General features: G+C 50.8%; 10 protein-coding genes. 5 read left to right on the top strand and 5 right to left on the bottom strand.

Annotated features, from left to right (window positions below; translation table 11 throughout):
* Positions 1-50: 50 nt before the first annotated feature.
* Positions 51-1,583: a murein biosynthesis integral membrane protein MurJ gene (gene murJ / locus H0266_RS10420; protein WP_181472331.1), complete on the top strand. Its 1,533-nt coding sequence runs from the start codon at positions 51-53 to the stop codon at positions 1,581-1,583.
* A 914-nt stretch (positions 1,584-2,497) separates the two neighbouring features.
* A complete protein-coding gene (locus H0266_RS10415) occupies positions 2,498-4,009 on the top strand; it encodes a hypothetical protein (RefSeq protein ID WP_181472330.1) in 1,512 nt (503 codons plus the stop codon).
* A 617-nt stretch (positions 4,010-4,626) separates the two neighbouring features.
* Here the strand turns inward: H0266_RS10415 and H0266_RS10410 are convergent.
* Positions 4,627-4,956 carry a helix-turn-helix domain-containing protein gene (locus tag H0266_RS10410; RefSeq protein ID WP_181472329.1) on the bottom strand — a complete coding sequence of 110 codons (330 nt, stop codon included), beginning with the start codon at positions 4,954-4,956 and terminating at the stop codon, positions 4,627-4,629.
* A 149-nt stretch (positions 4,957-5,105) separates the two neighbouring features.
* Here H0266_RS10410 and H0266_RS10405 point away from each other — a divergent pair, with 149 nt between their 5' ends.
* The 3 genes from H0266_RS10405 to H0266_RS10395 all read left to right on the top strand — a co-directional run bounded on the left by H0266_RS10405 (position 5,106) and on the right by H0266_RS10395 (position 7,956).
* Positions 5,106-5,825, top strand: a complete 720-nt coding sequence (locus tag H0266_RS10405) for a CBS domain-containing protein (RefSeq protein WP_181472328.1) — start codon at positions 5,106-5,108, stop codon at positions 5,823-5,825.
* Positions 5,815-7,539: an ABC transporter ATP-binding protein gene (locus H0266_RS10400; RefSeq protein ID WP_181472327.1), complete on the top strand. Its 1,725-nt coding sequence runs from the start codon at positions 5,815-5,817 to the stop codon at positions 7,537-7,539. Before H0266_RS10405 ends, H0266_RS10400 begins: the two co-directional genes overlap by 11 nt.
* Positions 7,540-7,611: 72 nt before the next feature.
* Entirely contained in the window at positions 7,612-7,956 is a 345-nt protein-coding gene (locus H0266_RS10395; RefSeq protein ID WP_181472836.1) for a PilZ domain-containing protein, read from the top strand.
* A 438-nt stretch (positions 7,957-8,394) separates the two neighbouring features.
* Here H0266_RS10395 and H0266_RS10390 read toward each other — a convergent pair whose 3' ends face one another.
* The 4 genes from H0266_RS10390 to H0266_RS10375 form a co-directional block, all read right to left on the bottom strand.
* Positions 8,395-9,027, bottom strand: coding sequence for a class F sortase (locus H0266_RS10390; protein ID WP_181472326.1), 633 nt, complete (start codon positions 9,025-9,027; stop codon positions 8,395-8,397).
* Between the two features lie 316 nt (positions 9,028-9,343).
* On the bottom strand, positions 9,344-9,799 hold the full coding sequence (locus H0266_RS10385; protein WP_181472325.1) for a hypothetical protein: 456 nt from the start codon (positions 9,797-9,799) through the stop codon (positions 9,344-9,346).
* A 103-nt stretch (positions 9,800-9,902) separates the two neighbouring features.
* Positions 9,903-12,965 carry an efflux RND transporter permease subunit gene (locus tag H0266_RS10380; RefSeq protein WP_181472324.1) on the bottom strand — a complete coding sequence of 1,021 codons (3,063 nt, stop codon included), beginning with the start codon at positions 12,963-12,965 and terminating at the stop codon, positions 9,903-9,905.
* Position 12,966: 1 nt separating this feature from the next.
* On the bottom strand, positions 12,967-14,298 hold the full coding sequence (locus H0266_RS10375; protein ID WP_181472323.1) for an efflux RND transporter periplasmic adaptor subunit: 1,332 nt from the start codon (positions 14,296-14,298) through the stop codon (positions 12,967-12,969).
* Between the last annotated feature and the right edge of the window lie 217 nt (positions 14,299-14,515).

The raw sequence follows: 14,515 nt of genomic DNA, 5'->3' as shown, positions 1-14,515 counted from the left end.
AGCCTGATCTCCCTGTCGAGGTCAGGCTTCCTTCCTGAGGTGAACGATTGATGGGACGTTTAAAACAAGCGGCGATATGGATTACCCTCCTCTCGCTCGTCTTGAAAATCATGGGCTTTTTGCGTGAAAGTGCGGTCGCCTGGAAGTTCGGGGCAAGCGATGTCACGAACGGATTCTTCCTCGCATTCGCCTTCGTCACGCTTACGATCACGATGGTCGCAAACGGCTTCAACGCCGTCTTCTTGCCCGAATATTTGAAACACCGCCGTCGTAATGAGGATAATACGGCGAAAGCGGAACACGACGCATCCGGGATTATGAACTATACGTTTCTGTTATTCGTCGGGTTGTCGATAATCCTGTACGTCAGTGCCAGCTGGTTCGTGCCGCTCATCTACCCAGGCATGTCCGCAACAGAGTCCGAGATTGCAATCGAGATTACGAAAGTATTCCTATTATTCATGTCGGTGATTGCCTTGAGCGGGATGCTCGAGTCGTACTTGCAGGCGTTACGGATCTTCGTACCGACGCAAGTGTCGAAGCTGAGCGGAACGCTGTTCGCGGTCGTCTTCATTTTCATCTTCGGCGATGCGTGGGGCATATACAGCGTGGCCTACGGGTTCGTGTTCGGTACGTTTCTTGGTGCCTGCATTCAGTTCTATTACTTGATCCGTGGCGGCTTCACGTGGCGGCCGGTATTGAAAATGGACAAGCGCTTCTTGAAGGCGTTTCTTCTATTATTACTACCTGCCCTCCTCCACTCGTCCGTCGGTCACGTAAACGTGTTTGTCGACAAAGCGTTCGCGGCGGGCTTGAGTGGCGCAGCCGTCACGTACTTGAATAACGCATCGTTGTTGATGAGTATCCCGAGTACGATTTTTGCGACAACGTTCGTGGCAATCATCTTCACGTTGTTATCTGAGCGTGCCGATGATCAAAAGCAGTTCCAGAATACGCTGTTCTTAGGCTATCAAATGGGCGTCATGGTATTGTTGCCTATCGCGGTCGGCGTATTCCTAGTCGGCGAATCGATTCTGTCGTTCATTTATGAGCGCGGCGCATTCACCGCAGAAGATACGGCAGCCGTCTATGACGCACTGAAATTCTACGTACCGATCATCGTGACGCAAGGGTTACTTACGATTTCGGTCAAAGCGATGTACGCAAACGGCAACGCGAAGAAAATCTTGATGGTCAGCTCGACGACGATCATCGTAAACGTCTTGCTGAATGCGCTACTGATCGGACCACTCGGCTACCCTGGACTTGCGTTATCCAGTGCCGGCGTGTCAGTCTACTATTTCATCGGCATCACGCTCGTCTTGTACCGTGGCTATGAAAAATCAGAATTCCTGAAGCTTGTCGCCATGTTTGGACGCGTCTTGATTCCGACGGCGTTGATGGGTGCTGTTGTCTTGCTGCTAGAGCAGTGGGCGATGCTTGATGCTCTCTATTCCTTATGGAAGCTCGCGATCATCGTGCCGATTGCCGGTGTGGTGTACGCGGGTGCGACGTATGTATTTTATAAAGAAGGCTTCCGCCGCATGATTCAATTGTTAGCGAAACGTGGTTCGGCGAATTGATATGAGGAGGCGACCAGCTGAGGCTGGTCGCTTTTTTTGTCTCAGCGGTTTTGGTTGCTGATGTGACGAGAAAGTGCGTTGGTTCGGGGGATCTCGACGGTTTTGATCTGCTTATGGGGATGGAACGTGTGGAGAGCGGTCTTCTCTCCGCACTTTTCATTCCCCCTTTGTAATAAAAGTGTTTTGAGAGGTTTGGTCTTGGCGGTTTTGTTTAGTTGGGAGAAGGGAAAGTGCGGTGATTGGCTCATTAAGACGGTTTTGGTTTGCTTCGGCGAGTGAGAAGGTCTTTAGTTGGTCTATTATAGCGGTTATGATTGATTGGGCGTGGGCAAAGTGCTTTTACCTGTGCATTAAGACCTTTTGTAGCGAGGACATATCGAGAAAACGTCTTTATAACCGCCCGCCTCCCCATAAAAAAAGACGACAGGCGATGTCGTCTTTTTCTTTCTATTATATTAACCCCGAAGATGCTGGATCATTTGATCGATGACATCTTTGGAAGATAATTCGCTTGATTCGGTTTGACTGATGATTGACTGCATCAACTCTTTCAACTGCTCTTGTTTGTCCATGCCCCCACCTTTTCTTATCTGACTTGTTTACTAGTTACATTTCGAGTACATACGTCATGTTTGCGACGGTTGTTATGTATCCGTAATAAGAATGTTTCGAGTTTGTTATACAACATTCGTGTCTAGTTTTTATAAATTGAGTTTATTCTACCATATTTTTTCAAATATTGTTAAGAGTTTTCTTTATTTTATGTCAAATAGGAGTTTGTCCGTGACCGATTTGCTAAGGTTGGGCATGGCGGGGGCTGTCTCCACCTCCCCTCACAAACAGGAAGAATCCTCCCGAAATATGTAGGAATATGGTAGACTAGTGAACAGATGATTGTGTTAGGAGGAAGGTCTGTGAAGCGACGGTTCGTGACGTTCGGTATTGTGCTTGCAGTTGTTATTATTGGTGTTTTCAGCTTCTGGTCCTTTTATGAGGCTAAGGAGTTCAAAGAGAATACAGTAGAATCGGTGGAAGAGGAAGGTTATTCGTTTAGTGGAGACCAGCTTCGTTTCAACGAAATGGAAAAAAAGGAAAAAGAGTGGGCGGCGGCCACCGATACGGTCCGTACGTTTGCGGTGTACATAGCTGGTAAGGATGCTGGTGAAGTTGAGATTACAGAGCGTGAGCTGATGAACGGAGCTGAGTTGGTCTTCGCACAGTGGGACAACCCTTCTGTACGGGCGGCGAACTTAGAAATCGAGCTCGCGACAGCATCTCATTCTGATACGAGCTTCGAATCGTTCGATACGCTTGATATTAAGCACGAGCACGACGGTACGTATGGTGTGGATCCTACGACACAGCCCGAGGGCATCGTTCGACTTTTTCAAGAAGATGAACTGGTGCAGTCGTTCTATGTCGGCAAAAATTATCGTTCGGAGGTGCTGACCGAAGGCGATAGTGTGCTTCGGAAGTTCTTGGATGAGTATGAGCAGGATGGTTTGACGCTGTCGCTTCGTAGTGAAGGGGCGGATGTGTCGGAGTCTTGGGCGCTGTCTGATGATGTGCTGCTTAGTGATCCTGCAGAGTTGAAGAAATGGTCTGAGTATATGCAGCGGAATTATTTGATGACGCAGAAGTGGTTGACGCCGGCGGGTGCTTATGTGAAGCTGCCGTGGTCGATTGAGCCTGGGACGAAGATGGGCTTCGGCCGGAATGTCGGTTTGATTCGTAATGATGAGGCGCTTGAGCGGTATGAGAAGACGGAGGAGCCGTTATACGCGGCGCTTGTGTTGAATGCGGTGACGATGGCGGAGGCGTATCAGGCGGAGAAAGGGACGGACCTTTGGCCGACGGAGTATACGAGTACGTGGTTGAAAAAGCCTTATGGGGTGACCGCGCCGTATACGGATACGCGTCATAATGAGAAGCTCGGATTGTTCTTGCGCGAGGCGTCGGAATTGTTCGATCTGCCTGAACTGAAGGAATTGAATGTCGGCTATGCGGAGTACTTGGTCGATCAGATGGAAAGTGGCAATGTGATCGAGGTCGGGGAGCACCGGTTGATTTCGGATTATCCGGCGGTCGAGGGCAAGAAGCAGCCGCATGCGTCGTTGAACCATGCGCTTGGTGAGGCGTATTATCTGCTTACGGTTTATGAGCAGACTGGGCGCGAGGAGTTCCTTGATACGGCGTACGAGATTCGTCTGGCGATTGAAGCGATCGGGCGTGACTGGATTCGTGACAATGGTGATTTGTGGTATCAGGTGAATGAGGATTTGTCGTTCAGCGGCAATGATTATCCGAAGCTTACGTATGTGGATTTGAATATGAATCAGCAGGCGTGGGCGGAGACGGAGTATGGTAAGAGTGATGTGTTTGCGGAGTTGATTGAGAGTAAGAAGGAATATATGGATGAGAACTAACATGTGAGCCCGCTACCTGATTGGTGGCGGGCTTTTTTTGCTGGTTTCCGTTGCGGGAGTGAGTGTTTGAAGGGCCGGGAAATCACTCGCTTTCCGTGGGCATGTGGTGAGCTTCCTCGTTCGCTACGCGACCTGCGGGATCTCACCGATCATGTACATCCCACAGGAGTCTCACAATTTCCCGGCCCTTCTTGCCTTGGTGAGTATAACGGAAACATTGAAAAGCTATCCCCCCATTGAAGTGGAGAGATAGCATAAGTATTCCAGCCCTATGTAGTGCGTTCGTTCATCTCCCTATCCATATATTCAGTGACGGACCTATCACTCATGGGATGCTAATAAGCCCCCTGCACGAAAGATTGGCTACATAACCTTGCTTGTGACTAATCATTTGTGACTGCGATTTCGAGAGGCTTACTTCGCAAGGGGCGGTGGGGAACGGGGAGACCCCTGTGGGATCATAAGGACAGGTGAGACCCCGGAAGGCGTCAGCCTGAGGAGGCTCAGCGCCTGCCCATGGAAAGCGACTCGTTCCCCACCGCCCCATCTTCACTACGATAGTTTCGAAATTAAGGATTTCAGGCAAAATAAATAGCCTATTACTTCAAGGTAACAGACTATTTATTCTGGTGGATTTTCCATTTATTGAATTCCAAATACTCACGGAACTGTTCTTTGGAAACACCCGAATTCATCGCTTCATGGACAAGTTTCATCCAGTCCTCATCGAGCGTTTCGTCTTTCACATCCGAGTCACCGTGCAGCAAGAAATTCATCGATACGTCCAGTTCTTTCGAGATTTTATCAAGAAACTGAATCGAAGGATTTGTTTGGATATTGCGTTCAATCGAGCTCAAATACGACTTGGCCACCCCTGCTCGTTCGGCTAATTCAGAGAGAGACAGATGCCGGTCTTTGCGTATTTGTTTGATGCGATCACCAATCATTTTCTCACCTGCTTTCCTTATACAAGTATAACATGATTTTTCACGGCGTTCTATTTAAAGCACATGAAAACTTTCTACAGAATTCTTCAAATGTGTGAGAAGTAAGCTTATAAGATATACTAAGGGTAAAACGTATGGAGGTGAACCGTATGAATGACATCGTTGAACGGTTCGAGGTTGCCTTCAATCAAATTCATCAGCACTTGAAGGAATTGAATGGCTATCCGAAAAATGATAATTTCGTCGAGCTTCTGCAACATTCCAAATTGAAGCATAGCGTAATCCGCGTCTATTTCGACAAACTGAAGCAGTATGCGAAACTGCGCAATGCGATTGTCCATGAGCGGATCGATGAAGAATACTATATTGCCACGCCTCACACCGATGTCGTCGAGGAACTCGAGCGTATTAAACGAACGCTTGACCAACCGCCTAAAGCGCTGGATTTCGCCACAAGGCCTGTTCTTTTTTTCAAATCCGACACGCCGCTTTCGCATATCATCGAAGCGTTTCATAAACATCCCGTTTCGCAGTTTCCGATTTATCGCGACAAGCATGATTTCATCGGACTGTTGACCAATGACTGTGTCGTCAACTGGATGTCGCGTACGATGGACAATGGATCTGTACGCATCGAGTCCGTCGTGGCCGAAGACATATTAGATGATGCTCATCCGAATGTGCAGTTTTTAAAGGCGGAACGGACGGTGTACGATTTGGAGGAACGGTTTGAAGATAGTCTTGAGAACAATCAAAAGCTGAAAGCGGTCATCCTCACTGAATCCGGCGAACCGGATGACCTGCCTATGGGGATCGTAACGACGTGGGACTTGATCAAGGTCGATCGGAGGAATCGTGATGAGTCATGACAAACGGAACGTCAGGCAGTTTTTCTCCTTCATTAAAGGAGGACTGCCGGCGAAATGGCTCGTTGCGGTCGCGATTATATTAAGTTTGATCGAAACGGCGGCGAGTCTCGTCGTTCCCCTCTTCACCCGAAACCTCGTCGATCAGCTGTCCGGTGGCGGATTGAGCGGTGGCGTCATCGCTTTTCTGATCGTGACATTCGTCGTCCAGACGGTGTCGAGCGGATTTTCCTACTATATCCTCGCCTACATCGGAGAGCATATCGTCGCTTTTATCCGCAGACAATTATGGGAACGGATTCTCCATCTGCCTGTCAGCTATTTCGATGAGCACGAATCCGGCGAAACGATGAGCCGGATTACGCAGGATACGAATACGGTCAAATCGCTGATTACGAATCATCTCGTCTCATTTTTGACGGGCATCATTTCGATTATCGGTGCCGTCATCATCCTCCTCACCATCGATTGGCGCATGACGGTGATCATGCTTGTTGCGGTGCCGGTCGCGTTTCTCGTCGTCATTCCGCTTGGCCGGATGATGTATAAAGTGTCGAAGAAAATGCAGGATGAAATGGCCGATTTCAGTGCGAACCTCGGACGGGTGCTCAGTGAAATCCGCCTCGTGAAAGCATCGAATGCTGAACAAGCCGAGGAACGGAAAGGGTACAACGGCGTCAGCAAGCTGTTTACATATGGGTTGAAAGAAGCTCGCATACAGGCGGTCATTTCCCCGTTCATGACGACGATCATCATGGTCGTCCTCGTCGTCTTGATCGGTTACGGCGGTGTCCGCGTCGCGTCAGGTGCCCTCTCCGCTGGCTCGCTTGTCGCGATCATCATTTACATGTTCCAGATCGTCGTGCCGTTCAGTCAGATGGCCACGTTCCTGACCGCCTTCCAGAAGGCGATGGGTGCGACCGAACGGATTCAATATTTGCTTGGACGCGACAAAGAGGCTGATGATCAACCCGCTTCTTTTGAAAAAGGCAGCATCCACTTCCGAGACGTATCGTTCGGCTATAGCAAGGACACACGGATTCTTCATGACGTGACGTTTTCGGTCGAACCGGGCGAGACGGTTGCGTTCGTCGGACCGAGCGGGGCCGGGAAGACGACGATTTTCTCCCTGATCGAGCGGTTCTACTCGCCCTCGTCAGGCTCTATTACGGTCGGGGATACGCCACTTGAAGACATCCGCCTCCCCCACTGGCGCCAGTCGATCGGATACGTGTCTCAAGAAAGTCCGGTTATGGCCGGTACAATCAGGGAAAACATCGGATACGGACTCGAACGCGAGATTCCCGAACTACAGATGGAAGCCGCTTTACGTCAAGCGAATGCGTACGATTTTGTGATGGCCTTGCCTGATGCACTGGACACGACCGTCGGGGAGCGCGGCATCAAGCTTTCCGGCGGACAACGCCAGCGCATCGCCATTGCCCGTGCGCTGCTTCGTGACCCAGCGATTTTACTGTTGGATGAAGCGACATCGAACCTCGATTCTGAGTCAGAAGCAGCCGTTCAAGATGCCTTGAAGACGTTGATGCAAGGGCGGACGACCTTCATCATCGCGCACCGTTTATCGACGGTCGTGGAAGCGGACAAAATGATCATCATTGAACAAGGACGCGTGACCGGCCAAGGGCCTCACGAGGAATTGTATCACTCGAATGCCACCTATCAGCAACTGGTCAAACAGCAAATGATTTCGTAGTATTTTCACTTGTAATCGATTCAGTATAAAGCTATGCTATAGTAAACAATTTCCAAACATTGGGGTGTGAAGATGACTCACGAACGCCGGAATGAACCGTTTCGCTATATCTTTGAAAAACCACTGCCTGGGTTTTATCAACATAAGCTGAACCGTGACCAGAAAGGATCGCTTCAAGTTGTCGATATCAGCATGAACGGCCTTCGCTTTTCTTGTGATGCAACGAAGTCGCTCGAGATGAAAGATGAAGTCGTCATCACGTTCATTTACGAGAATGAGACGTTGTCGGCTGAAGGTCGGTTGATTTGGGTGAACGAGGAGAATGGCAAGATAACGTGCGGTCTGCATGTGCTTCAGTTCTCAGAGCGTTTGCTGAGAATTATTGATCATCTTGGGGAAAATTATCGTATTAAATAGAACGCAAAACAGCCACCGGCATGATGTCGGTGGCTGTTTTCATTATTTCTGGCATTGGTTCTACCAAAGTGGAGGAATCGGTGGTGGAGAAACGACTCCCTTTCCGCAGGAGGCGGTGAGCTTCCTCAGGTCGCTCCCGAGTTCTGCGGGATCTCACCCAATCCTCTTCATCCTGCAGGAGTGTCGCCGTTTCTCCCCACCTTTCGACATGAAGACTGAACCTCTAATTACTTGTGATCAATGCCCCAAGTTATTGCAAAGGTTCTGTTCTACTATTCATCGCATAGTGGGGTGGAAAACGGCGAGACTCCTGCGGGAAAATGGAACAGGCTGAGACCCCGCAGAGCTTTAGCTCGAGGAGGCTCAGCGTTCCCCGCGGAAAGCGAGTCGTTTTCCACCCCACGTTCTTCTATATCGAGTACAGAACCGACCCTTGCTTTATGGCTGGAGGGTGGTGTAGACGACGAGGCGGTCTTGGTGGCCGCCTTGGTCGCGGAGAAACTCACCTGTGCACGTGATCAAGTTGAGGCGTTTCTCATCTGTCGGGCCGAAAATCTGATTGATCGGAGAAGCGTCCCATGGGTAGCTCTCCAGCCTTTCCACGACATACGTGCGCGTATCCCCGGTGTCGTCGCTGACGGTAATCGTGTCGCCTTTTTCTAGCTTTTTCAAATCATAAAAAACCGCTGGACCTGTGCGGCTGTCCACATGACCGGCGAGGACCGCGTTTCCTGTGTTGCCGGGTTCGGTGCCGGGCTCGAACCAACCGGCCTTGTCCGGATCTTCGGGTACCCCCATCTCCCCGTTATTTAGCACGCCGACGGGCTCAATGGCCGCGTCGACGTCAATGGCTGGAATGGTGATCTGGGTCGGGGTGATGCCGTTGTCGACTTGTTGCTCGGGTTCGAAAGTCGGTTGTTTCTTTTCAGGCGGGATGATGGAATACGTTTCATCGGACTTTGCGACGTGGGTCACGTCTGGATCTGACTTCCATACGTTCGATTCATATATAAGAAACACGAGGGCAATGACGCCCAGTGTTGCGAAATAAAGTCTCCAATTGAGTTTCATAGGTGCGCCTCGCTTTCGGGTAGAGGTGTTGTTATGTAGCTATCGAAACGTGGCGCTGATTGGATCATATTTTTTAAGATAAAGGTTCAAAAAGAATTGATTTCGAAACTTCTTTCAGTAGAGAGTGGAGGAGGAGAATGGATCGCTTTCCGCGGGGCGGGCGGTGAGCCTCCTCGGTCGTGCCTCCCTGTGGGGTCTCACCTGTCCCACTAAATCCCGCCGGAGTCTCACCATTCTCCTCCTCCCCTCAACAAATATAGTTCTCGAAATCACAACAAATACCTTCCCATATTCCAGTCCTGCTTATGAATGTCTATCATGATCTCCACCAATAGTTCTCGATCTTGTTCTCAAGCGCACTTCTCTTGCCGTCCAACATCCTTAGAACTTCGGCGATTTGTTCTTCTGAATCTTGGATTTCTTGCATGCTTTCGGCAGTTAATACTGACGCTTCCTTTCCTGCCTTTCCTGCTATCTTTTGAATATCCCAGATGTTGTATCGAACAGTGAGTATGTAATCTCGTCCCGTTTCTATCCCGTTGTCCAACAGAGTAGATGAATAGAATTGTTCAGTATGATGCATGGTAGAGACGACCATGTCCCCAAGTGCTGTTGGAATTTCTTCACCTTCATACTCTTTCAGTGATTCCTTTGCTTGGACGACTAGTTCGTGTACTCGATTGGTCGTATGTAACTCGTCTTCAATGGTCTCTAATTTCTGCTGATCTCTGACTTCAATCCACCCGAGATACGATACTCCTATTACAAACAAAAGGACTATACTTAAAATAATTTTCTTTTTAATACTCTCACTCTCCCTTTATACCAAAAGGACAGGTGCCTGGCTTGCATAAGCCAAGTACCTGTCTCTTTATTTACTTCCTAAACAATCCAGTGATTTTATTGGATAAGTCATCAAAATACGTGTAGACGACGGGAATCAGGACGAGGGTGAAGAAGCTTGATACCGTCAGGCCGAAGATGATCGTTACGGCGAGTGGTTGTTGGGCTTCGGCGCCTCGTCCGATGCCGATGGCAAGCGGCACCATGCCGAGTACGGTCGTCATGGTCGTCATCAAGATCGGGCGTAAGCGGTTCGGTCCGGCTTCGAGAATGGCTTCGAAGCGGTCATAAGAGCGCCTGCGCAGGATGTTGATGTAGTCGACGAGTACAATGGCGTTGTTGACGACGATTCCGGCGAGCATGATGATTCCGACGAATGCCGGTAAACTGAACGGCAGTCCTGTCACGAACAGTCCGGTGGTAATCCCGATGATCGTGGCCGGCAGCGAGAACATGATGATGAAAGGGAACAGGAAGTTCTCGAACTGAATGGCCATCACGGCGTACACAAGGAAGATCGAGAACAAGAGCGCGAGCGTCAAGTCACCGAAGGCTTCCTGCATGTCTTGTGCCTGTCCACCAATGTCGTAACTGTAGCCATCCGGGAAATTCAAGCGCTCAAGCTCGGCACGGACTTGTTCCGTTGCCGTTCCTAGGTCTTGCCCGATGACTTCCGCTTCGACGTTCACTTGCGGCTGCTGATCTTCACGCAGTAACGTGACCGGACCTTGGACTTGCTCGAGCGTCGCGATGGTCGCAAGTGGAATCAAGCTGCCTGTCGGGGTTTGCACAGACATCCCTTCTAGGTCCGCAATCGTCTGGCGCTCATCCTCTGGGAAGATAAGGCGCACGTCGATTTCATCGCTTCCGTTTCGGTAGCGGGTTGCGATTTGGCCGTTGAAGGCTAGACGCACTTGCCCGATGACTTGCTGATAGCTCAGTCCATATTGAGCCGCTTTTTCACGGTTCACATCGACTTGCAGCTCGGGGCGTCCTTCATCCGTCGAGGAGGTCGCGTTGCTGACGCCTTCGACTTGATTCATGACGTATGCGACTTGCTGAGCTAGCTCATCCAATACCTCATATTCGGTTCCGTTCAGCTGCACTTGCAGCGGGGCACCGGTTCCGAGGCCTGCGTCCATTTCACTCACTTGAATGTCCGCTCCCGGAATATCCGAGACAGCGGTTTGCAGCTGTTCGACCATTTGCTGCGTCGTTCGTTCGCGGTCGCCGGGGTCGACGAGTTCAATCGTGTAGGATGCAAAATCAGATGAGCCGTTTCCGACCCCTGTCATGCCTCCCCCGCCAATCGTCACGTAGCTGACATCGATCACGTCACCGAATTCATCAATGCGCTCTTCGACTTCCCGCGTTTTGGCTTCCGTTTCTTCCAGAGATGTCCCTTCAGGCATGTTGACTCTCATCGTAATCTGACCTTGGTCGGATGGCGGAATGAATTCCGTTCCGATGGTCGGAACGAGTGCGGCGCTTCCCGCGATGAGCGCGAGCGTAATCGCAATGGTCATCTTTCTCCACTTCAAAACGAGCCTAAGTAGTGAGCGGTATTTATCGTTCACTTTCTCCATAAAGCGGTCGAACCAATAGCGGCGTCCGCTCATTTGGAGAGGTTTGGTCAGCATTTTCGATGACAGCATCGGAATCAGCGTCACCGATACCGCAAGCGACGCGATCAAGGCGAACATGATTGTGAGCGCAAGCGGGGTGAACAATTCCGATGCGATTCCTTCAACGAAGATGATCGGCAGGAATACGACGAGCGTCGTCGTCGCGGATGCGATTACGGCTGGCGCGAGTTCCGATGCACCCTGCTTGGCGGCTTCGACCATCGAGTACCCGCGCTGCCTGTAGCTTACGATATTCTCTAAAATGACGATCGAGCTGTCGACCATCATCCCGATGCCGAGCGCGAGTCCGCCCATCGTCAGTACGTTCAACGTTTCGCCCGTGAAGTACATCAGGGTGAAGGTCGAGATGATGGCGATTGGAATCGATAACCCGATGACGAGTGTCGCACGTAGACTTTTTAAAAATAATAAAAGCACTAATATGGAGAATACGCCTCCTAAGAGGATATTCCACACGACGCTGTTGATTGAGATTTTGATGAATTCGGAGGTGTCGAGGATGATGTCGCTCTCGACTTCCTCGGGTAGATCGGCGCGCAGTTCGTCTAAGGCCGCGCTCACTTCATCGGCGGTTTCGACGGTGTTGGCGTCCGTCTTCTTCAAAATCGATAAGACGACGGATGATTCGCCGTTGACTTTGGAAATCGTGTTCGAGTTGACGAGCGTATCCTTGACTTCAGCGACTTGGCCGAGCGTGACACGGGCGCCGGTCTGCGATTGCAGGATGGTGTCTTCGACGTCTTCTATGGAATCGAATTCACCCTCGATGCGGACTTGCAAATCTTTCTGTCCTTTTTCAATCACACCAGCCGACGCAGACTGGTTGGCGGCGGTGAGGGTCTGGACGACGGTTTGCGAGTCGAGCCCATATTGCGAGAGTTGGGCCCTGTCGATCAGGACTTGGACCTCGCGGATTTTCCCGCCTTCGATGCCGACGGAGGCTACCCCTGATTGACGCTCAAGAAACGGAACGATCCGGTTCTCGGCAAGCTGTTGCAGTTCTTCCGGCGTATCTCCGGACAGACCGATGTTCATGATCGGAAGCTGACCCGGGTCGAAACGAAGTACGTTCGGTTCCCCTGCCCCGTCCGGCAATAGCCCGCGGACTTGGTCGACATTTTCCCGGACTTCAAGAAGCGTGCTATCTAGGTTTACACCTGTGTTGAATTGTAAAAGGACGAGTGATGCGCCCGCTTGTGATTGAGATTGCAGCACTTCCAGCCCTTCGATCGAGCTGACCGACGACTCGACGGGCCGGCTGACGAGTTTCTCCACTTCTTGTGGGGCTGCGCCTTCATAGGTCGTGGATACGACGGCGATCGGCAGTTCGATTTCTGGATACAGGTCGATCGTCAAGCTTCTCAAGGAAACGAACCCGAGCCCTAAGAGCGCGACGACGATCATGATGACACCGACGGGGCGCTTAACGGATAAATTGACTAAGTTCACGTCAAGCGTCCTCCTTCATAATCGTCACTTGTCCTCCGTCCGTCAGCGTCAACTGCCCAGACGTGATGACTTCTGCGGTTGCCTCGAGATCCGCTTCGATCGCGATCAGGTCGGTTTGCGCTTCGATGACCGTTACGTCAACGCGCACCGCTTTGTCATCGACGACGTGATATAGGAAACTTTCACCGCCATTATCCACGACGGCATCTGTCGGCACGATCAACGTGTTTTCGACGACGATTTCAGGCAGAATGAAGGTCGACATCATGCCTGGTTTGATGGTCTCTTCGCCGTTCGCGACCGTCGCTTCGACTGGGTAGAGGCCGGTATCGTCTGGAACTGAGCTGACGTAGGAGATTGTAGACGTGACCGTTTGGTTAATGGAATCAATCTCAACTTGCAATTCTTCACCTTTTGTAAAAAGCGGAAGCTGTTCCGGTGTGATCGATGCCGTAATCGTCATCGGGTTCAGGCTGACAATCGACGCGAACGGCTGCTGGTTCGTCACGAAGTCGCCCGTACTCGCGTTCAACGTCGACACTTCCCCCGTCGCAGGTGCCGTAATCGCCTTGTTCGCGGTCTGATCTTTCGCTTGTTGCAGCTGGACGTTCGCCTGCTCCACTTGAAGTTCGGCTTGTTCAACGGCTACCTGAGCTTGGTTGAGCTGTTGCTGAGCCTGGTCCACTTGAGCTTCTGCCTGGGAAATGGCTGAACTCGACTGCGGCTGTTGGCCCTTCAACTGCTGAACTTGAGCATGGGCTTGGTCGGCACGATTCTGAGCCTGAACGCCAAGTGCTTCTGGCACAACTCCTTCGTCGACCAGTTCCTGGGTCTGGTTCGCGAGCTGCTGGGCTTGCTGGTATTGTTGCTCAGCAGCTTGGACAGCCTGCGAGGTCTGGCTTTGTTCGGCGCTCGCAGCTTGATTCGCAAGGTCGACTTGTTCTTTTGCGTTTTCCACGCCTAAGGCTGCTTGCTGCTTAGAAATTTGCGCGTTCTCGAGTTGCTTTTCAGCTTGGCGGACAGCGAGCTGCTGTAATTCGATCTGGCTTTCGCCGCTTCCCGGGTCGACGACAGCGATCGTTTCGCCTTTTTCAACGCGGTCCCCTTTCGCCACATCAAGCGTCACCAACTCTCCAGGTGTTTCCGATAAAACAGGGGACGTGTTCGCGGTTGTCGCGCGCCCCACGATTTTGCGATCGATAATAAAATCATCCTTCGAGACTTTCGCCGTTTCAACAGGTGTCACCCGCTCCTCGACTTCTTCATTCGCCTCCTCGTTCGAACAGGCGGCGATTAATGTCATCACCATCAACAGCATGACTAAACGTTTCATGTAAGACTTCCTCTCCTTATCTAACTCTAAGCCCCATAAATCACGTGCAATTCGTTGTTTGTAGTCTCCCCTTTACAGAGAGGCTGATTCTCTATATTTCATCGTTCTGACCGAGTAGTCACAATTATGAATAATGTTACTAAAGCACGAATGGTATTGCAACTTGCTGAACCGTGATTCGGGTGACAAAATTGTGTCGATAGAGAGCGCATTCAGC

It is taken from the genome of Halobacillus locisalis (assembly GCF_013694105.1).
GTDB lineage: Bacteria > Bacillota > Bacilli > Bacillales > Halobacillaceae > Halobacillus > Halobacillus locisalis.
This window is presented reverse-complemented; position numbering and strand designations above follow the sequence as displayed.

Coding starts and splice junctions, on each gene's coding strand:
- H0266_RS10390 (WP_181472326.1), bottom strand. CDS start 9,027: ATGAAACTCAATTGGAGACTTTATTTCGCAACACTGGGCGTCATTGCC.
- H0266_RS10410 (WP_181472329.1), bottom strand. CDS start 4,956: ATGATTGGTGATCGCATCAAACAAATACGCAAAGACCGGCATCTGTCT.
- H0266_RS10375 (WP_181472323.1), bottom strand. CDS start 14,298: ATGAAACGTTTAGTCATGCTGTTGATGGTGATGACATTAATCGCCGCC.
- murJ (WP_181472331.1), top strand. CDS start 51: ATGGGACGTTTAAAACAAGCGGCGATATGGATTACCCTCCTCTCGCTC.
- H0266_RS10395 (WP_181472836.1), top strand. CDS start 7,612: ATGACTCACGAACGCCGGAATGAACCGTTTCGCTATATCTTTGAAAAA.
- H0266_RS10405 (WP_181472328.1), top strand. CDS start 5,106: ATGAATGACATCGTTGAACGGTTCGAGGTTGCCTTCAATCAAATTCAT.
- H0266_RS10400 (WP_181472327.1), top strand. CDS start 5,815: ATGAGTCATGACAAACGGAACGTCAGGCAGTTTTTCTCCTTCATTAAA.